Annotated in this window: 14 protein-coding genes, 5 tRNA genes and 1 rRNA gene; 13 read left to right on the top strand and 7 right to left on the bottom strand. The window is 46.3% G+C overall.

Annotation, left to right across the window (positions count from 1 at the left end):
• A 5S ribosomal RNA gene (gene rrf, locus ACF8OV_RS10815) occupies positions 1-92 on the top strand; the annotation flags it as partial.
• A 110-nt stretch (positions 93-202) separates the two neighbouring features.
• Here the strand turns inward: rrf and ilvY are convergent.
• Positions 203-1,093, bottom strand: a complete 891-nt coding sequence (gene ilvY, locus ACF8OV_RS10810; RefSeq protein ID WP_005455228.1) for an HTH-type transcriptional activator IlvY — start codon at positions 1,091-1,093, stop codon at positions 203-205.
• Between the two features lie 143 nt (positions 1,094-1,236).
• Here ilvY and ilvC point away from each other — a divergent pair, with 143 nt between their 5' ends.
• Positions 1,237-2,721 carry a ketol-acid reductoisomerase gene (ilvC, locus tag ACF8OV_RS10805; protein WP_203504491.1) on the top strand — a complete coding sequence of 495 codons (1,485 nt, stop codon included), beginning with the start codon at positions 1,237-1,239 and terminating at the stop codon, positions 2,719-2,721.
• 183 nt (positions 2,722-2,904) lie between these two features.
• Here the strand turns inward: ilvC and ACF8OV_RS10800 are convergent, their stop codons facing one another.
• From ACF8OV_RS10800 to ACF8OV_RS10785, 4 genes are all read right to left on the bottom strand, one after another.
• Positions 2,905-3,156 carry an accessory factor UbiK family protein gene (locus tag ACF8OV_RS10800; RefSeq protein ID WP_005487540.1) on the bottom strand — a complete coding sequence of 84 codons (252 nt, stop codon included), beginning with the start codon at positions 3,154-3,156 and terminating at the stop codon, positions 2,905-2,907.
• A 131-nt stretch (positions 3,157-3,287) separates the two neighbouring features.
• On the bottom strand, positions 3,288-6,410 hold the full coding sequence (gene vmeD, locus ACF8OV_RS10795; RefSeq protein WP_005478703.1) for a multidrug efflux RND transporter permease subunit VmeD: 3,123 nt from the start codon (positions 6,408-6,410) through the stop codon (positions 3,288-3,290).
• 11 nt (positions 6,411-6,421) lie between these two features.
• Positions 6,422-7,528, bottom strand: a complete 1,107-nt coding sequence (vmeC, locus tag ACF8OV_RS10790; RefSeq protein WP_203504493.1) for a multidrug efflux RND transporter periplasmic adaptor subunit VmeC — start codon at positions 7,526-7,528, stop codon at positions 6,422-6,424.
• 18 nt (positions 7,529-7,546) lie between these two features.
• A complete protein-coding gene (locus tag ACF8OV_RS10785; protein WP_005487525.1) occupies positions 7,547-8,128 on the bottom strand; it encodes a TetR/AcrR family transcriptional regulator in 582 nt (193 codons plus the stop codon).
• Positions 8,129-8,297: 169 nt separating this feature from the next.
• Here ACF8OV_RS10785 and rep point away from each other — a divergent pair, with 169 nt between their 5' ends.
• Complete coding sequence (rep, locus tag ACF8OV_RS10780) at positions 8,298-10,313, top strand: DNA helicase Rep (RefSeq protein WP_005455214.1); 2,016 nt, start codon at positions 8,298-8,300, stop codon at positions 10,311-10,313.
• A gap of 92 nt (positions 10,314-10,405) precedes the next feature.
• Here the strand turns inward: rep and ACF8OV_RS10775 are convergent, their stop codons facing one another.
• Positions 10,406-10,819: a cytochrome c5 family protein gene (locus tag ACF8OV_RS10775; RefSeq protein WP_025510490.1), complete on the bottom strand. Its 414-nt coding sequence runs from the start codon at positions 10,817-10,819 to the stop codon at positions 10,406-10,408.
• Positions 10,820-11,156: 337 nt separating this feature from the next.
• Between ACF8OV_RS10775 and ACF8OV_RS10770 the strand changes: the two genes are divergently transcribed.
• The 5 genes from ACF8OV_RS10770 to ACF8OV_RS10750 all read left to right on the top strand — a co-directional run bounded on the left by ACF8OV_RS10770 (position 11,157) and on the right by ACF8OV_RS10750 (position 11,716).
• A tRNA-Arg gene (locus tag ACF8OV_RS10770) sits at positions 11,157-11,233 on the top strand.
• Between the two features lie 32 nt (positions 11,234-11,265).
• A tRNA-His gene (locus tag ACF8OV_RS10765) sits at positions 11,266-11,341 on the top strand.
• Between the two features lie 72 nt (positions 11,342-11,413).
• A tRNA-Pro gene (locus ACF8OV_RS10760) sits at positions 11,414-11,490 on the top strand.
• 49 nt (positions 11,491-11,539) lie between these two features.
• Positions 11,540-11,615: transfer RNA gene (locus ACF8OV_RS10755), tRNA-His, on the top strand.
• A 24-nt stretch (positions 11,616-11,639) separates the two neighbouring features.
• A tRNA-Pro gene (locus tag ACF8OV_RS10750) sits at positions 11,640-11,716 on the top strand.
• Between the two features lie 243 nt (positions 11,717-11,959).
• On the opposite strand, the gene ACF8OV_RS10745 is transcribed toward ACF8OV_RS10750, so the two are convergent.
• A complete protein-coding gene (locus ACF8OV_RS10745; protein WP_203504495.1) occupies positions 11,960-12,685 on the bottom strand; it encodes an HAD family hydrolase in 726 nt (241 codons plus the stop codon).
• 669 nt (positions 12,686-13,354) lie between these two features.
• On the opposite strand from ACF8OV_RS10745, the gene ACF8OV_RS10740 reads away from it, so the two are divergent.
• The 5 genes from ACF8OV_RS10740 (at position 13,355) to ACF8OV_RS10720 (ending at position 19,989) form a co-directional block, all read left to right on the top strand.
• Positions 13,355-15,070, top strand: a complete 1,716-nt coding sequence (locus tag ACF8OV_RS10740) for an ABC transporter ATP-binding protein (protein ID WP_005455179.1) — start codon at positions 13,355-13,357, stop codon at positions 15,068-15,070.
• 92 nt (positions 15,071-15,162) lie between these two features.
• Entirely contained in the window at positions 15,163-16,716 is a 1,554-nt protein-coding gene (locus ACF8OV_RS10735) for an ABC transporter substrate-binding protein (protein WP_005478744.1), read from the top strand.
• A gap of 175 nt (positions 16,717-16,891) precedes the next feature.
• Complete coding sequence (locus ACF8OV_RS10730) at positions 16,892-17,869, top strand: ABC transporter permease (protein ID WP_005455219.1); 978 nt, start codon at positions 16,892-16,894, stop codon at positions 17,867-17,869.
• 2 nt (positions 17,870-17,871) lie between these two features.
• A complete protein-coding gene (locus tag ACF8OV_RS10725; RefSeq protein ID WP_005455202.1) occupies positions 17,872-18,828 on the top strand; it encodes an ABC transporter permease in 957 nt (318 codons plus the stop codon).
• A gap of 156 nt (positions 18,829-18,984) precedes the next feature.
• A complete protein-coding gene (locus ACF8OV_RS10720) occupies positions 18,985-19,989 on the top strand; it encodes an SPOR domain-containing protein (RefSeq protein WP_203504497.1) in 1,005 nt (334 codons plus the stop codon).
• Positions 19,990-20,043: the final 54 nt, after the last annotated feature.

The following is a 20,043-nucleotide window of genomic DNA, read 5'->3' as shown; positions in this document are numbered from 1 at the left end:
CCACCTGACTCCATTCCGAACTCAGAAGTGAAACGAAATAGCGCCGATGGTAGTGTGGGGTTTCCCCATGTGAGAGTAGGACATCGCCAGGCTTTAAATTTGAAGAAGCCCACTCGAAAGAGTGGGCTTTTTTGCATTTCAGAGTTCTGAAAATTAGGGTTATAAAAAATAACCCAAGTAATTCGAATCCAAATACCCATTATTAAGGTGCAATGTATTTGCTCTCCGCTACCTTCCAAAAAGCTTTCACTAATGGGTTTTCTAACTGGTTTTTGGTGCAACAGACGCCAAGTTCAAATGGCTTAATTGGCAATACTTTTAAGCGATTAATCTTTTCCCTTACTGGACTGTTGTTGATTACGACATCCGGTGCGATACCCACCCCACATCCCAATGCAACCATGCTTACGATGGCCTCATGTCCAGACGTTTGCGCGTAGATATTCGGTTTTATTTTCATTTTTTTGAGCCAAGTATTAGCCCTGTCCCTTGCTGTGCCTGCTTCCGGAAGAATGAATGGAATGATTGACCAATCTGGCTGCTCCTTTTGCAATTCCTCAGCAAATGAACTGACACCGACAGGAGCGATGACAGACAGAGGGATTTCACTGATCGTTTCAAACGCGATTTTGTTTGGCATCTGCTCCGATTTGGCTGAGATGGCAATATCGGCTTCATCTGCTAGTATTTTGTCGATTGCTTGAGCTGGGTCACCGGTTGATAGCTTAAATTCAATAAAAGGATGCTGAAGACGAAAATCGGAAATTAACTCTGGTAAATGGCTGTAGCTGGCGGTCACCGAACAAAAGAGACGGATTTCCCCCTTTAGCTCGCCTTCGGTTCCTTTTATATGGTTTTGATACTGTTGCCATTCACTAAGAATTTTTAACGCGACAGGCATTAATTTTTTGCCTTGGGTTGTCAGCTCTACACTGCGGTTATCGCGAACAAACAGCTGTTGATTTGTTTCTTCTTCCAACTTTTGTATTTGCCGACTGAGGGCAGAAGGACTGATGTGCATGGCTGCAGCGGTTTTGGCAAAACTTTTACTCTCACAGAGATGAATGAAAAGTTGCAGGCTTTTGATATTCATTAAATCTTCATTTCCATGTTGCATAAATTGCAATAAGTGATTGTGAATATATCACTTTAAGCAACGTTATGTCTGTTTTAGTATGAAGTTATTCGGTAAGACGGTTACCGACCTTTATGGAAGAATGTTTAAGGAGCACCCAGATGGCTAACTATTTCAATACCCTAAACTTGCGCGAGCAATTGGATCAACTTGGTCGTTGTCGCTTTATGGACCGTGAAGAATTTGTATCTGAAGCGGATTACCTGAAAGGTAAAAAAGTGGTCATTGTGGGCTGTGGTGCTCAAGGTCTAAACCAAGGCCTAAACATGCGCGATTCTGGTCTTGATGTGTCTTACGCACTACGTCAAGCTGCGATCGATGAACAGCGTCAATCGTTTAAAAACGCCAAAGATAATGGCTTTGAAGTTGGTAGCTACGAAACGCTAATTCCTCAAGCAGATCTGGTTGTTAACTTAACGCCAGACAAACAGCACACTAACGTTGTTGAGACGGTGATGCCACTAATGAAAGAAGGCGCTGCACTAGGTTACTCTCATGGTTTCAACGTTGTGGAAGAAGGCATGCAGATTCGTAAAGATCTGACCGTTGTCATGGTTGCTCCTAAGTGTCCTGGTACAGAGGTTCGTGAAGAATACAAACGTGGTTTTGGTGTTCCTACCCTAATCGCGGTTCATCCAGAGAATGATCCGAAAGGTGACGGTTGGGATATCGCGAAAGCTTGGGCTGCAGCTACAGGTGGTCACCGTGCGGGTTGTCTTGAGTCTTCTTTTGTCGCTGAGGTGAAATCAGACCTAATGGGTGAGCAAACCATTCTATGTGGCATGCTACAAGCGGGGTCTATCGTATGTTACGAGAAGATGATTGCTGAAGGCATTGATCCGGGTTATGCAGGTAAGCTACTGCAGTACGGTTGGGAAACCATTACGGAAGCTCTGAAATTCGGTGGTATCACTCACATGATGGACCGTCTATCTAATCCTGCGAAAATCAAGGCGTTCGAGCTTTCTGAAGAATTAAAAGACCTAATGCGTCCACTGTATAACAAGCACATGGACGATATTATCTCTGGTCATTTCTCTAGCACCATGATGGCTGATTGGGCAAATGATGATAAAAATCTTCTAGGATGGCGTGCAGAAACTGGTGAAACTGCATTTGAAAATTACCCAGAAACGGACGTTGAGATCTCTGAGCAAGAGTACTTCGACAACGGCATTCTAATGATTGCAATGGTTCGTGCTGGGGTTGAACTGGCATTTGAAGCGATGACAGCTTCTGGAATCATCGATGAATCAGCGTACTACGAGTCTCTACATGAACTTCCGTTGATTGCTAATACTATCGCACGTAAGCGTCTATATGAGATGAACGTGGTTATCTCTGATACGGCTGAATACGGTAACTACCTATTTGCTAACGTAGCAACGCCTTTATTACGTGAAAAATTCATGCCTTTTGTTGGTACAGATGTTATTGGTAAAGGCCTAGGCGAAACATCTAACCAAGTGGATAACGCGACTCTTATCGCAGTGAACGAGACTATCCGTAACCACCCAGTGGAATACATTGGCGAAGAACTACGTGGCTATATGACGGATATGAAGCGCATCGCGGTTGGTGGCTAATTCTCTTCGCTGTACAGCATTGAAGATATTAAATGAACTCCAGACAGAGTGGAGTCGATAAATACAAAAAACACGACATCTAATTAAAAGGCTTGGTCTCCGTTGACCAAGCCTTTTCGTTTTTAGTCGATTTTTCCATGTGCTGATAAGAAAAACGCTCCTGTCGAAGGAGCGTTTGGGGGCTTATTTATCAGCTAGCTTTTCTTCAAGCTCGGCTAATTTCTTTTCCATTTCCGTCAGCTTTTGACGCGTGCGTAGTAAAACTTGAGTTTGAACATCAAATTCTTCGCGGCTTACTACATCTAGCTTATTTAGTTGGCCTTGGATTACTTGGCGAACTTTTTGATCAACGTCTGCGCCTAGCTCTTTTACTGGTGCTGGCATTGAGTCATGAATTTGTTTAGCAATTTGCTCTAATTTCTTTGGGTCAAACATAGTGGCTAAAACTCCTTTTGATTTGCCGACATTCTAAGTAAATGATACGGGAAAGTCGCCATTTAGATGGTAAAAAAGAGAGCAGCAATAAAAAAGGCCACCGAAGTGACCTTTTTATTAGCTTCTTGAGCTTATTTGTTTTCTGCTAGTTCGCGGTGCGCTGCTTTCGCTTCATCAACTCGAGCTAACTTTTCCAAGTCTTTATCTTCAACAAAAACTGGCAGTGGTTTGTGTTTTTCAGCTAAGTAGCTGTAAATCACAGGTAGTACGAATAGTGTGAACAACGTACCAATTGCCAAACCAGCCACGATTACGATACCGATACTAAAGCGCTGTGCTGCGCCTGCACCCGTTGCGTACATGAGTGGGATAAGACCCGCAATCATTGCCGCAGTAGTCATAAGAATTGGACGCAGACGAACTTTCGCTGCTTCCATTACCGCATCGATTCGAGACAGTTTGTTGTGCAACTGCTCTTCTTTTGCTACTTCACAGATCAAGATACCGTGCTTGGTGATCAGGCCGACCAATGTAATCAGACCTACCTGCGAGTAGATGTTCATCGAGGCTGTGCCCCATGCCAATGCAATCAACGCACCACACACCGCCAGCGGTACCGATACCATGATAACAATCGGGTCACGAAGTGATTCGAATTGAATCGCAAGAACCAAGAAGATGATGGCTAACGCAAGACCAAATGTTGCGTATAGCGCGCTACCTTCCGTCACGAACTGACGTGCTTCACCCATGTAGTCGTGGTTGTAACCGGCAGGCAGTTTGTTCTGCGCTACGTCCTCGAACCAGTTAATTGCATCACCCATTGCGACGCCAGGCGATGGTACAGCACCAACGGTTGCTGAGTTCAGCTGGTTGAAGTGAGGCAGTGAGCGAGGCTCGGCGACAACATCAATAGTGATCAGGCTACCAAGTGGTACTGCTTTTCCATCCACAGAACGAACGTAGTAGTTCTTCATTGATTCTGGATTTAAACGCCATTTACGTTCAACTTGAGGAATTACCTCGTATGAACGGCCATTTAGGTCGATACGGTTTACGTAGCCATCAGCCATCATGGTGCTTAGCGTGATACCGATGTCTTGCATCGTCACACCGTATGCGCCCGCCTTGTCTTTATCGATCTTGATCTTCATGGTTGCAGAGTCGTAGTTCAGATCTAAGTCCGAGTAGACGAACATTGGACTGCTGGCTACGTCTGTCAGAACGTCGCTTGCGATCGTAAACAAGCTTTCGAAGCTGTTTGGTGTCGTGATAACGAACTGAATTGGTAGACCTGAACCCGCACCAGGCAGTTCTGGCATCTGGAATGCCGTGATTGACATGCCTGGTACGCTTGCAACTAATCCACCAACACGTTTGGTGATCTCAGATTGGCTGGCTTCACGCTCACTCCAAGGTTTAAGTGTTGCTAGACCAAACGCTTGGTTCGAGTTAGGAACACCGTTAAATACCTGCGCGTATTCTACCTCTGGTTGATCCGACAGAATCTTGTTTACATCGTTCATGGTGTTTTGGATGTAATCCAAGTTCGCGTTCGAAGGCGCCGTACCCATTAGTACAACCACACCTTTATCTTCCGAAGGTGCAAGTTCACTAGGAATGAACTTGAACAAGACTGGTAAGCTTGCAAATACAATGATTGCAAACGCAATAACAACCGGACGATGAGCCATTACTGCTTTCAACATGCCTTCGTAACGAGTGGTCATGCCATCAAGGATATGGTGAACTTTTTGCTCAAACTTGCTTGGCTTCTCGTTCGCTTTCAGCATCTTCGAACACATCATTGGTGATAGTGTCAAAGCGATGATGCCGGATACGAATACTGAACCTGCCAGTGTCAAAGCGAACTCTTTGAACAGTGAACCGGTGATACCACCCATCAATGCGATTGGCGCGTACACTGCACCTAGCGTCAATGTCATCGCGATAACTGGAACCGCAATTTCACGCGTACCAATGATTGCAGCTCGGAATGGCGATTCCCCTTCTTTGATGTGACGGTCAACGTTTTCTAGTACAACGATCGCGTCATCCACCACCAGACCGATGGCAAGAACCATTGCCAGTAGCGTCATCAAGTTCCAAGAGAAACCCATTGCCTGCATCACCATTGCCACACCAATCAATGAAAGAGGAATGGTTACGATAGGAATGATTACCGCACGGAATGAGCCTAGGAACAGAGTGATAACCACAAGTACGATGACCGCTGCTTCCAGGATGGTTTTAACCACTTCGTGAATCGATTCGTTGATCGCAATCGTAGAGTCGTACATCACGTTCATTTTGATGTTGCTTGGTAGGTTGCGCTCAAGTTGAGGCAACAGATCAAGCACGTCTGCCGCGATGTTGATCGGGTTAGCACTTGGCGCTGCGTTGATCGCCGCAACCACAGCTTCTTGACCGTTTGCACTTGCGCGGTAAACATCGTGACTCTTCTCTAGCGTTACTTTAGCGATATCACCTAGGCGAATCACATCCCCTTCACCAGTTTTCACAACTAAGGCTTCAAGTTCAGCAACGTTTGATACCTGAGTATCTGCGCTACCGTTGTAAAGCACGAACTCGCCAGTCGCTTGACCTGTTGCGGATTGGTAGTTATTGGCGTTCAAAACGCTCATCACATCGGTTGCAGTCAGCTTCAAAGCGCCCATTTTGGCAGGATCTAGCCATACGCGTAGTGCGTATTTCATACCACCATAGAGATCAACTTTGGACACACCGTTTACGGTGAACAACTGCGGGTTGATTACACGCTCAAGGTAGTCAGTGATCTGGCTTGAAGATAACTCGTCACTCGTAAAGCCGATGTACAGTACTGCCGTTGTCGAACCAGTCGACATGGTTACGGTTGGGTCTTCGGCTTCTTTTGGAAGCTGTGAACGTACCGAGTTGGTTTTCGCCAGAATGTCAGACAACGCCGCATTCGGGTCAGTATTCAACTTCATGTTTACAGTAATGGTCGATTTACCCAGTACCGATTGAGAAGTCATGTAATCAATGTTGTCGGCTTGTGCTACTGCTTGCTCCAAAGGCTGAGTAATAAAGCCTTGGATTAAGTTGGCACTTGCACCGTAGTAACTAGTGGTTACGGTAACCACCGTATTTGTCATTTCAGGGTATTCACGAACCTGCATTTTGAACACTGCTTGCAAACCAAGCAGTGCAATCAAAAAGCTGATCGATACCGCTAAAACTGGACGTTTTATAAAAACATCAGTAAAGCGCATGATGCCTCCAATTAAAGCATTGGTGTTTCAGCAGGTGGAGTAATGGCATTGCTTTCAACAATGCTAACTTTCGCGTGGTTACTTAAACGGACTTGGCCCGACGTCACCACAACATCACCTGGCTTCACGCCTTCCAAGATGTGTGCGATGTCTTTAGTACGTTCGCCCACTTTAACTACGTGTTGTTTCACGCGCTTTTCACCATCTTCTTCTGTCACGATGTAGACGTTATCGCCGTACAAAGTGAAGGTGATTGCTGTTTGAGGTAGCGTCACTTGGTTTGCCAATTTCGGCATGATGATGTTTGCACGTGCGAACATACCGCTGCGAAGTTTGCCATCGCTGTTTGGAATGTCAGCTTGTACTTGGATCAGACCACTTTGTACATTTACCGCAGGTTCAATGGCAGAAATTGAGCCTTTGAATGGCTGATCTGGGTAGGCATCTACAAAAATATCCACTTCTTGGTCAAGTTTGATACGCGAGATGTCTGTTTGAGGCACGGTAAAGCGCAGACGCATTACGCTGCTATCTTCTAGGCGAACAATATCGCTACCAGTTTGGATGTATTGACCAAGATAAACGTTACGGATACCAACTACACCTGCAAATGGCGCTTTGATTTCTCGACGATCGATGGTTGCTTTTAAACTCTCGATATCTGCTTTAAGCGAGTAGTAGTTTGCTTCAGCTTCATCGTAAGCTTCTTTAGAAATAGAACCTTTCTTAAACAGACCTTGGTAACGTTTGTATTTCGCTTCTGCTGCAGGAAGTTTCGCTTGTGAACTCTTCAAGTTCGCTTTTTCTACTTCAGAATCAAGCAAAACGAGGGGTTGGCCAGCTTCAACTTGAGTACCTGATTCAAAAGCGATCTTGTCGATAACACCGCTCGTTTCGTTCGCTACCGTCACACCTTGGTTTGGTTCGATAAAACCGATAGCCTCGATCACTGGTACCCAATCCACCGCTTTTACTTCCGTAACGGTTACTGGGAACTCAGGTTCAGGACGGTTTGCCATGTATTCAGCGATCTTTTGTTGCTTAAATAAATTGAAACCTATCACGCTGCCGAACAAGAGAACGGCGATAAGTAACATAAAGAAAGTCCACTTTTTCATTCTATTAAGAACTCCAAGTTAGTGTTTGATAATTGCATCCCAACTGGCTTCAATGGCTGCTTCCAGCGCATCGTCGTCCAATTGATAAAATCCCAAAGCATGTTTTCTCGCAAGCGCGACGCTTGCTTCAAAGCTTAATCCAGAGAGCACTTCGTTATCGAGAGGCTTAAAAACCCCTTCTTCTTTGCCCTGGTTGAAAAGGCGATCTACTTGGGCAAACATTTTTCGCTCAAGTTCCCACGTCTTGTTTCTTGTTGTGCAAGGTAACGAATCATATTGAACTCGATTACTGATGGCGTTTAAGTTGGAACCCGCCAAATTCCAGATGTTGAGCCACATGGTTCGATAGCGTTCCTTCAATGGCATGTCGTCATTAACGCCCGCTTGCACTGCAGAAGCAATGCGTTTGGCTACGTTAAGACGCACTTCTTCCAATAGATGTTCTTTGTCTGAGAAATAGCGATAAATCGTCCCGGCGGCGACACCCGCTTCGTTGGCCAGCTTTTGCATAGAAAGCCCTTGAAAGCCAGACTCTGCAATTAACTGCTCCGCAGCGGCAAGTATTTGATCGCGTTTATCTACAGCAGGGTTGTCCGTCATAATCCTACTACCAGTGAATGAACGTTCATTCATTATAGCTTAAAGTCTGGTCTACTATGCAACAGAATGTTGCACCAATCGGGGTAAAATTTACGAGAAAATCACCGTAGCATTCAAAGAGCCACCCCTTTATCATAGGCGCCACATTTGTCACCCGCAGAGAATTTGTATGAAGCTGAACCCTAGACAAGATGAAGCCGTAAAATACGTGTCTGGTCCATGCCTAGTGCTTGCCGGCGCAGGCTCAGGTAAAACGCGCGTAATTACTAATAAAATTGCTTACTTGGTTCAGCAATGTGGCTACAAAGCAAGAAACATCGCGGCCGTGACCTTTACCAACAAAGCCGCGCGCGAAATGAAAGAGCGTGTTGGTCAAACCTTAGGTAAAGCCGAGTCGAAAGGTTTGATGGTTTCTACTTTCCATACCTTGGGTTTGAATATCATCAAACGTGAGTACAAGCAGCTTGGATTAAAAGCGGGCTTTTCGTTGTTTGATGATCAAGACCAGATGGCGCTGTTGAAAGAGTTGACGGAAAAGCAACTCGACGGTGATAAAGACCTACTCAAACAACTATTGAGTACGATCTCAAACTGGAAAAACGACATGTTAACGCCAGAGCAAGCCAAAGCGATGGCGAAAGGCGAGCAACAACAGCTGTTCGCTTTTTGTTTTGAGATGTACCAGAAACAGATGAAGGCGTACAACGCGCTCGATTTTGACGACCTGATCCTTCTGCCAGTATTGCTGCTGCGTAATAATGAAGACGTGCGTCAGCGTTGGCAAAATCGCATCCGCTATCTATTGGTTGATGAATACCAAGATACCAACACCAGTCAGTATGAACTGGTCAAATTGATTGTGGGTGAGCGCGGTCGCTTGACCGTCGTGGGTGATGATGACCAATCGATTTATTCGTGGCGTGGTGCCAAACCGCAAAACTTGGTGCTGCTCGGGCAAGATTACCCGAATCTGCGCCTGATCAAGCTGGAGCAGAACTATCGCTCGACCAGTCGAATTCTTCGTGCTGCAAACATTTTGATTGCCAATAACCCGCACGTATATGAAAAATCACTGTTCTCAGAAATTCCTGACGGCGAAAAACTGAAAGTGTTGCTAGCCAAGAACGAAGAGCACGAAGCAGAAAGGGTCACGGGTGAGTTGATTGCGCACAAGTTCTTAAATCGCACGGAATATCGAGATTATGCGATTTTGTATCGTGGTAACCATCAATCGCGTTTGATTGAAAAATCACTGATGCAAAACCGCGTACCCTACAAACTGTCTGGCGGTACGTCGTTTTTCGCGCGTGCCGAAATCAAAGACATCATGGCGTATCTTCGAGTGTTGGTGAACCCTGACGATGACAACGCATTTCTGCGCATTGTGAACACGCCGCGACGCGAAATTGGCCCGGTAACGTTAGAAAAATTGGGCAGTTACGCCAATATGCGCGGCAAAAGCCTATTTGAAGCAAGCTTTGAAATGGGATTAGAACAACACCTATCGGGGCGTGGTCTCGAAAATCTGCGTCGCTTTACACAATGGTTGGTGGCGATTGCCGATCAAGCTGAGCGAGGCAACACAGTAGAAGCTGTTCGTTCCTTGGTTCGTGACATTCATTACGAAGATTGGCTGTACGAAACCTCAGCCAGCCCGAAAGCCGCTGAAATGCGCATGAAGAACGTTTCAGATCTCTACTCTTGGATTGTGGCTGACTTAGAAGGTGACAATTACGACCAAGAAGAGAAAACGCTGAAAGAAGTGGTTCAACGTTTGACCTTGCGTGACATGATGGAACGCGGCGAAGAAGACGAAGACAGCGATGCCGTTCAATTGATGACATTACACGCATCAAAAGGTCTAGAGTTTCCTTACGTGTATTTGATTGGTTCGGAAGAGGGCATATTGCCGCATCAAACCAGTATTGATGAAGATAACGTCGAAGAAGAGCGACGCTTGATGTACGTAGGCATCACCCGCGCACAGCGAGAGCTGACGTTTACCATGTGTAAAGAGCGTCGCCAGTTTGGTGAGTTGATCAAGCCGACTCAAAGTCGTTTTTTGGATGAGCTGCCGTTTGATGATGTCGAATGGGAAGTGAACAAAAAGCCTGTGTCTCAAGAAGAACGAATGGCGAAAGGTCAGGCGCACATTGCAAACCTGCGCTCGATGTTTAAGAAGTGATCACTTTGATCTCACGGTAAATCAAGTTCACTCCAAACAAAAAGGCTTGCCGATTGGCAAGCCTTTCTTATTTCAGATGAGTCGCGGCTGGATTACAAGCCCTCAATCATGTGGTCGATGGCTGCAATGACTTCATCATCAGAACAGTCCATACATGTACCTTTTGCTGGCATTGCGTTGAAGCCTTCAAGCGCGTGCTTCACTAGCACGTCTTTGCCTTGCGCGATACGTGGAGCCCAATCGTCAGCATTGCCCGATTTTGGCGCGCCGTTTACACCAGATGCGTGACAAGCAATACAAAAAGTACCGTAAACTTTGGTGCCATCACGTGGACCGGTTGGTTCTTCCTTCACAGGCTCTGAACCTGCTAGATAAACATCACCGACAGGTTTGATGCGTTCTGCGATCGCATCGTATTCAGTTTGGCTGATGTCAGAAGCTAAAGCTGCCGTAGAGAAAGTTAAGGCAGCGAACAAAACGCTAATCATTTGTCGAGACATATCCATTAAACCCACTTCACATTCCCGAGGTAAGTGACTTACCTATTTATATAGTTAGAGTATTGATACCGCGTCGAGAAAATCATTCGAAATCTCTCCGATGGCATAAAATGATTAAACAACTTGGTTGCAGCTGTTAAATCAATGTAAATAATGGGTGATTATATCCCGATAACTTGTTGCAATAAACAACAAGTTATCCATGACAGGGCGTGAATCACATCAAAAATACACTTTAAAGGCAGATAACTGTCGAAAAAGAGACCAAACGATAAAAAAAGTAAAAAAAGTACTAGACGGCATAGTGTGATATCCGTATTATTCCACTCCGCCGATAGGGCATGCGCCCGTAGCTCAGTTGGATAGAGCGTTGGCCTCCGGAGCCAAAGGTCGAAGGTTCGAATCCTTTCGGGCGTACCATACCCCGGAGGAAAAATCGGTAAAACTCAATGGTGGCTATAGCTCAGTTGGTAGAGCCCCGGATTGTGATTCCGGTTGTCGCGAGTTCAAGTCTCGTTAGCCACCCCATTCTTTCCTTTTTGGATAGAATACGGTAGCATTGCTTCCCATCTTGATGTTGAATCAGGATAAAACATAAGTCGGTGAATAGCGCAGCTTGGTAGCGCATCTGGTTTGGGACCAGAGGGTCGGGGGTTCGAATCCCTCTTCACCGACCACTATCTAGTTTATGGCTACATAAGTAGCGGTGAACATAAAAATTTGATGGTGGCTATAGCTCAGTTGGTAGAGCCCCGGATTGTGATTCCGGTTGTCGCGAGTTCAAGTCTCGTTAGCCACCCCATTCTTTCTATAAAGAATACATGCTCGGTGAATAGCGCAGCTTGGTAGCGCATCTGGTTTGGGACCAGAGGGTCGGGGGTTCGAATCCCTCTTCACCGACCACTATCTAAAGCCTCAGTCGAAAGACTGGGGCTTTTTTGCATTTTAGCCACTCTATTTTCCGTCATATTAGCTGATAGTGGCTAGCCAGAAGATTTCTATCAGCAGAATCTCGCTTTGCGTTCGAATTGTAAGGTTGGTGCAGCTTTTGGTGCTTTAGACCACCCATGATCCCAATGCTTTTCGCGCAGATAAAATAAACCTCAGCTCAATGTCTGGGGTTGTGGTTTTCTTAATTCGCTGTTGTTATTGGGCGAGTGTTTTCAGGATTTCTTTTAGCTCGACGGTTTCTCGGATTTCAAAGTTCGGCGTTATCTCTGTTGGATTACTTGCGCCAGTCGCATTCACCCACACACTCAAAATACCAATGTTGTTTGCGCCTGCGATGTCTGCCGCTAAAGAGTCACCGATGTGTAAGGCTTCTTCTGGTTTGACGTCGACAAGATTCAAGGCTTTTTGGAATATGCTGGCCGCTGGTTTTTCTTCTGGCTCTTCGCCACCCACAATAATATGGTCCACCCATTCATTCATTTGTGTTGCTTTCAATTTGGGGTGCTGCGAGAAAATTGGACCGTTAGTGATCACGACGAGTTTGTAGTGCTTACGTAGATCCGTCAGCATTTCTTTTATGCCAGGGAAGAAAGTGAACGCGCCCATACGTGCTGAATCAAAATAGTGTTGTGCTTGCTGAGCTTGCTCTGCATCGATGTGGATGCCGTTCTCCGCCAAAATCGTTTGGATCAGACCACAGCGAAAAGCATTTTCGTCTGGAAGAAGAGCAACCAGCTGAGGAAACTCTGCGTTGAGCTTTTTATATACCCCTTGCAAGTAGCGTTGTAAGAATGCTTGAGGATCAGAGACTTGGGGATACGTTTGTTGAATCCAGGCAGCAAATTTTTGCCCTGCAGTTTTGTCTGCTTGGGATGTGCCACATAACGTCTCGTCCATATCAAAAAAAATCGCTTTAAGCACAGGGGCTCCTTTCATTCACTACTTAGTCACTGGCGTCGAAAGCCTATTATCCCACTCTAAATCGCATCGTAAAGAGGCAATCCGTCAGCAAATTGTGCAGTTTCGTTTACGCTTAAGTGATGCTGTTCTTTTGGCTTAATCATTAAACCGCATAACGGGCGCATAATCGCAACTTTGAGGAGGTTTCCTCTGTTTTGTTGTGGTGCTCACGTTTTAGCCTTAGGTGAAGCCGGTTAACTTTGGTTTTTTATGTTTGCCGACTATTTTGTTAGTAACATTTTATGCCGAAAAATCGCTTTTGGTACGATATATTGTTTGGTAAATGTTAACAATTACACATGAATAGTGCGGTTATAGTGTGAGGTGATGTTGTGCCTATATTTAGAGCATTTTTCTAGTTTTAATGGTGCATGGCGCACAAAAATGGGGTGATATGAAAGTGGTTAAATACTTGTTAATGCATTTTTATTCGCTCATTGTGCGTGTATTCAATGTTTTTACGGCGGAATATACTTTAATTGTTGCTTTTTTGTGTGATTTTTGCCAAATTGTTTCCGCATTAAGATTTCAGAGTATTATTCTGAATTTGAACGGATTCATTCAGGTGATGAATGGCACGGGCTTTCCCAGTGCGATTCGATACCACAGACAAGGCAGTAGAGGTCTGAAATGTCACTATTAGAGGTGAAAAACCTTCGTATTGAGTATCCATCCCGACACGGCGTTCACGCGGCCGTGAAATCACTTTCGTTTAATATTGAACGAGGTGAAATCGTGGGTGTTGTTGGCGAATCCGGTGCGGGTAAGTCCACCGTTGGTAACGCCGTTATCGATTTGCTGAGCCCTCCGGGACGCGTTGCCAGTGGCGATGTCTTTTTGGATGGTGAAAAAATCTCTGGCTTAACACCAGAAGCGATGCGTAAGGTGCGTGGCTCGAAGATTGGTTTTATCTTCCAAGACCCTATGACCTCTCTTAACCCTTTGTTTACGGTTGAGCAGCAGCTAAAAGAAACCATTCATGCCAACATGAAAGTGTCTGACGACGAGGCGTATCAACGCGCGTTGTCTCTGATGCAGCAAGTCGGCATCCCTCAGCCTGAAAACCGTCTTAAACAGTATCCTCACCAGTTTTCTGGTGGTATGCGTCAGCGTGTGGTTATCGCGATCGCTTTGGCTGGTGAGCCAGATCTGATCATCGCCGATGAGCCAACCACGGCACTGGACGTATCAATCCAAGACCAAATCCTGAATCTTATCCGAGAGTTGTGTATCCAGAACAATGTTGGTTGTATGTTGGTTACGCACGACATGGGTGTGGTTTCAAACGTTACAGACCGCGTGGCGGTAATGTACCGTGGCGACCTTGTTGAGTTTGGGCCAACGGCAAAAGTGTTGGGTAACCCAGATCACCCATACACGCGCAGCTTGATTTCGGCGGTTCCTCGCTCAGACAGAAAGCTCGATCGTTTCCCTCTGGTGAGTTACATCGAAGAAGCGACAGAAATGAAGTCGCTGGACATCAAGAACCACTGGCTTGGTCAAAGCCAAGATCAGCGCGAGTACACTGGCCCGTTGTTGGATGTGAAAAACGTCAACCTAAGGTTTGTGACTAAGGACTCTTTGTTTGAAAGCCGCCGTGAGTACGTGCAGGCTTCGAACAATGTGAGTTTTGAGGTGCACGAAGGTGAGACGTTTGGTCTGGTGGGTGAGTCAGGTTCGGGTAAGTCGACCATCGCGCGCGTGATTGCTGGTTTGTATGAGCCAAACTCTGGCCAAGTGAAATTTGAAGGCATCGATCTCACGGCGATGAAGTCGGAAAAAGAGCGTCGTCCGATGCGACGTCAAATGCAGATGGTGTTCCAAAACCCATACACGTCTATGAACCCTCGTATGAAGGTGGCAGACATTATTGCCGAGCCAATTCGTTTCCATAAACTCACCAAGAATGAAGCAGAAACACGTCAAATCGTAAATGATTTGCTTGATCATGTTGGTTTGGGTCGCATGGCTGGCGTGAAATATCCTCATGAATTCTCTGGTGGTCAGCGTCAGCGTATTTCGATTGCGCGCGCTCTGGCAACTCGTCCTCGACTTTTGATTTGTGATGAACCGACATCAGCGTTGGATGTGTCGGTACAGGCACAAATTCTGAACTTGCTAAAAGATCTGCAAAGTGAACTGAACCTAACGATGTTGTTTATCAGTCACGATTTACCGGTGATTCGTCAGATGTGTGACCGAGTAGGTGTAATGCAGATGGGCACGTTATTGGAAGTCGCGCCTACCGAGCAGCTCTTTACTGCTCCACAGCACGAATACAGCAAAAAATTGATCTCTCTGATGCCTGAATTTACGGGCTTGCGAGAAGAAATCAAAACGGCATAAACCAAGTATTTCGCTTGGCTGATCTTTAGTCATTATAAAGACGCAAACACAATAACAAGGGATCCGGATCCCCGCATGAAGGAGTTATGCAAATGAAAACCATGAAAAGCAAATTAGCAGTGGCGCTAATGGCTGCGGGCCTTAGTTTTAATGCGCTAGCAGCAGATATTAAAGTTGGCTACGCTGCTGACCCAGTATCGCTTGACCCGCATGAGCAATTGTCTGGCGGTACACTGCAAATGTCACACATGGTATTTGACCCTCTAGTTCGTTTCACTCAAACAATGGACTTCGAACCTCGTCTAGCAGAAAGCTGGGAACGTGTTAACGACACAACGGTACGCTTCAAACTGCGTGAAGGCGTGAAGTTCCACTCTGGTAACTCGCTAACAGCGGATGATGTGGTGTGGACATTTGAGCGTCTACAAAGCTCTCCAGACTTTAAAGCGATCTTCGACCCGTACGAGAAAATCGTAAAAGTGGATGACTACACGTTCGATTTGGTTACTAAAGGTCCATACCCACTTGTTCTGCAAACGGCGACGTACATCTTCCCTATGGACAGCAAGTTCTACTCAGGTAAGACAGAAGACGGCAAAGACAAGTCTGAACTAGTGAAGCACGGTAACTCATTTGCATCGACTCACGTTTCCGGTACTGGCCCATTCATCGTGACATCACGTGAACAAGGCGTAAAAGTGGAATTTGAACGCTTCAAAGATTACTGGGATAAAGCGTCGAAAGGTAACGTTGATAAGCTAACGCTAGTACCAATCAAAGAAGACGCGACTCGTGTGGCTGCGCTTCTTTCTGGTGGCGTCGATATGATTCACCCAGTAGCGCCAAACGATCACCAACGTGTGAAAGATGCGAAAGGCATCGATCTCGTGACACTACCTGGTACGCGAATCATCACGTTCCAAATGAACCAAAACAGCAATGAAGCGTTGAAAGACGTTCGCGTTCGTCAAGCTATCGTGCATGCGATCAACAACGAAGGCATCGTGAAGAAAATCATGAAAGGCTTCGCGACAGCTGCTGGTCAGCAAAGCCCTGCGGGTTACGTTGGTCACAACGAAAAACTGGTTCCTCGCTACGATCTGAAGAAAGCTAAAGAGCTGATGAAAGAAGCGGGCTACGAGAACGGCTTTGCCCTAACTATGATTGCGCCAAACAACCGTTATGTGAACGATGCAAAAGTTGCACAGGCTGCGGCGGCAATGTTGTCTAAGATTGGTATTAAGGTTGATCTGAAAACCATGCCAAAAGCGCAATACTGGCCAGAGTTTGATAAGTGTGCGGGTGACATGCTGATGATCGGTTGGCACTCAGACACTGAAGACTCTGCGAACTTCAACGAGTTCCTAACAATGACTCGTAACGAAGAGACAGGTCGTGGCCAGTATAACTGTGGTTACTACTCAAACCCAGAAATGGACAAAATTGTAGAAGCAGCGAACGTGGAAACGGATCCAGCGAAACGTGCAGAAATGCTAAAAGGCGTTGAAGCGACGCTTTACAACGACGCAGCATTTGTACCGCTACACTGGCAAAGTGAAGCGTGGGGCGCGAAGTCTAACGTGAAAGCAGCAGACATTGTGAACCCAATGGTTATGCCTTACTTCGGCGACCTAGTGGTTGAATAATCACATGATGTAGTTAGAAGGAGGGGACGTATTCCCTCCTTCATGAGTTTCTCTCAAGGGATGCTTGATGAGGCTCATCACTCAGCTCAGTTTTGTTTCAGTCGGATTGAGCGAGTTTTACAGACTGAATTTTCTCTCTAAATTTAGAGATCTATGGATAGTTAAGGGGCAAGGAATGTTTTCGTTTCTGGTCAAGCGCCTGTTTCAGGCACTGATAGTGATGTTTGTGATCAGTTTGGTGGCGTTTGCCATTCAGGACAACCTGGGTGACCCGCTGCGTGAGCTTGTAGGTCAGTCGGTTTCAGAGTCGGAGCGTCAAGCGCTGCGTGATGAACTGGGCCTGAACGATCCCTTTATCACAAAGTACACTCGCTTTGTCGGTAATGCACTGCAAGGTGATTTAGGTACGTCTTACTTTTTCAAGCGCCCAGCGGTTGAGGTTATTCTTGATAAGCTGGTGGCGACACTAGAGCTCGTGTTTGGCGCGACGCTCATCATTATTGTTTTATCGATACCACTTGGGGTGTACTCCGCGATTCACCCGAAAAGTATCTTCACCAAATTTGTCATGGCGATGAGTAGCGTCGGCATCTCGATTCCGGTCTTCCTGACGGCGATCATGCTGATGTACGTCTTCTCCATAGAGCTTGGTTGGCTGCCTTCCTACGGGCGGGGTGAGACCGTCAACGTGCTCGGTTGGGAGTCTGGCTTCTTTACCATTGATGGTATCAAGCACCTGATCTTGCCGTGTATTGCGCTGGCATCGATCATGTTGCCGCTGTTTATCCGTCTGGTTCGTTCAGAAATGCTGGAAGTACTGAGTTCGGAATACATCAAGTTCGCTAAGGCTAAAGGCCTGAACTTACAAAAGATTTATTACCAACATGCACTTAAGAACACCATGCTACCGGTACTGACGGTAGGTGGCGTGCAAATTGGTACCATGGTGGCCTACACCATCCTCACAGAAACCGTGTTCCAATGGCCGGGCACTGGCTTCCTTTTCCTAGAGGCGATTAACCGTGTTGATACACCGCTAATCACAGCCTACGTAATCTTTGTTGGTCTGATCTTCGTGGTAACCAATACCATCGTTGACTTGCTGTACGGCATCATCAACCCAACTGTGAACCTAACTGGAAAAGGAGCTTAATCATGAGCCAAACCAATACTCCTGCTGCTCCTTCAGCCGTTCCATCTGCGTGGGAGCGCTTTAAAAACTCGGATTTCTTGTACTACTTCAAGCGCGACAAAGTGGCGATGGCGAGTTTTACGGTGTTTCTGATGTTCTTGGTGCTGGCACTGGCGGCGCCAATTCTGGCACCAACTGACCCGTACGATCTGACATCTATCGATATCATGGATTCAGAATTACCACCATCTTGGATGGACGGCGGTGAAGAACGCTTTGTGCTCGGTACGGATGAGCAAGGCCGTGATATTTTATCGACCATTCTTTACGGCTCTCGTTTGTCGCTGACGATCGGTTTCCTCGCGGTCGGTCTACAGCTTGTACTGGGCATCATCATTGGTCTGTCGGCTGGCTACTTCGGTGGTCGTATCGATAGCTTCTTGATGCGTTTTGCAGATGTGCAGTTGTCGTTTTCAACCATGATGGTAGCGATCATCGTTTCAGCCATTTTCAAAGCCAGCTTTGGCAGCGATTTTTACAGCCAATACGCGGTCGTGATGCTGGTGGTGATCATCGGTGTGGCTGAATGGCCACAGTACGCGCGTACGATTCGTGCATCGGTACTGGCAGAGAAGAAGAAAGAATACGTAGAAGCGGCACGCGTGATGGGCTTTAAAGCTCCACGCATCATGTTCCGCCATATTTTGCCGAACTGTTTGTCACCAATCTTGGTTATCTCAACCGTTCAGGTGGCCAACGCCATCATGTCGGAAGCGGCGCTGTCGTTCCTAGGCTTGGGTCTGCCTGTTGACCAACCATCTTTGGGCGCGTTGATCAGCATCGGCTTTAACTACATCTTCTCTGGTGCTTGGTGGATTACAGCCTTCCCAGGTATTGTGCTAGTTACTTTGGTACTGGTTATTAACCTTCTGGGTGACTGGTTACGCGATGTATTTAACCCGAAACTGTACAAAGGTTAAGAATTTAGACATAGAGCATTGTTAAATCGCTCATTTCCTTCCTAAACTGAGAGCCGGATGCAATTCCGGCTCTTTTTTTGCTAGTTATTCTTTATTCACATTTTTTTGGCGCTTTGCCGCCATAATGACCTTACCCACTAGTTCAGAGTGAAGCGTATGGAAATGAAGAAGGCACACCTCTCATCACGCATTGTCCAATCAGGCCTCAGCTTAGGAGGGCTATTGCTGTGCGCCCAATTTTCAGCCCCGGTACTGGCCGATGACTTTCTTTGTCAGGCGACTCAAGCGAGCGACAAAGAACTGCCGATGCTAGAGAAAAGTTGCCCAATCGGTCAGGGTGTTTGGGGAAAGAAAGTGCCGCAAGGAGGCAATGATTTCTATTGGATTCAATGTGGCTTGCTGCCTAAACCAATGCCACTTGCCAAAGCCAAACCCATTTACAGCAAAATCACCACCGATGTTTGGATGAAGCCCGAAGCAAAGGGCTATCGTTGTCTTATTGGGCCTTATACAGAATTTTCTAAAGCGTCTGCTGATTTGCGAGGAGTCAAAACCTTGTCGAACTATCGCGAGGCATTTATTCGTGTGGTTGGCAAAGGGAGTGACAACACCGTGAAGCAAACGCAGCCGTCATCAAAGCTGGCTCCTGTCGCCAAACCAAACGTCGCACCGAAGCCTGTTGCGCCAGTCGTGACCAGTCGTCCAGATACCGAGGCGTTTAAAGCTTCTGCTACAAAAACGACAGCGCAGCCAGTTACGGCAAAAGAGCCGAAACCGAGCACGACAACAAAACCGGTTGCGAAAGCAAAACCAGCACCGAGCGTAAAAGGCAATGGAGAGGTGGAAGTGCGCTTGCGAGCGTCTCTACATGGCAAAACGTATGTCGTGCCTTACCTGTTAGATAATCAGTTTTATATGGAATATGGTAAGCCGTGGAATCGACTCAACTACGAAAGCTCGCAACAGATTTGTCAGCTGTTGGGCATGTCGCTCGCCACGGCGACTGAATTTAAAGCGTTGCGAGATTCTGGTGTGATGGAGAAGAACAAATGGCCGCTGCAATTACCGTATTGGGGTAAAGATAAGAAAGGCTTGTTTGCCGATCGAGAACCAAATCAGTTAACCGGTACGTCGTTGTTGAATGTGATGTGTGTGAAGTAGCGGTTGTTCATCCTTAATGTATTCATACATTTTAGGACGAAACATGCTTGTCAA

It is taken from the genome of Vibrio sp. GLN_1, from assembly GCF_043106015.1.
GTDB lineage: Bacteria > Pseudomonadota > Gammaproteobacteria > Enterobacterales > Vibrionaceae > Vibrio > Vibrio parahaemolyticus.
Note: the sequence above shows the minus strand (reverse complement) of the source record. Positions and strands in the feature narration are given on the sequence as shown.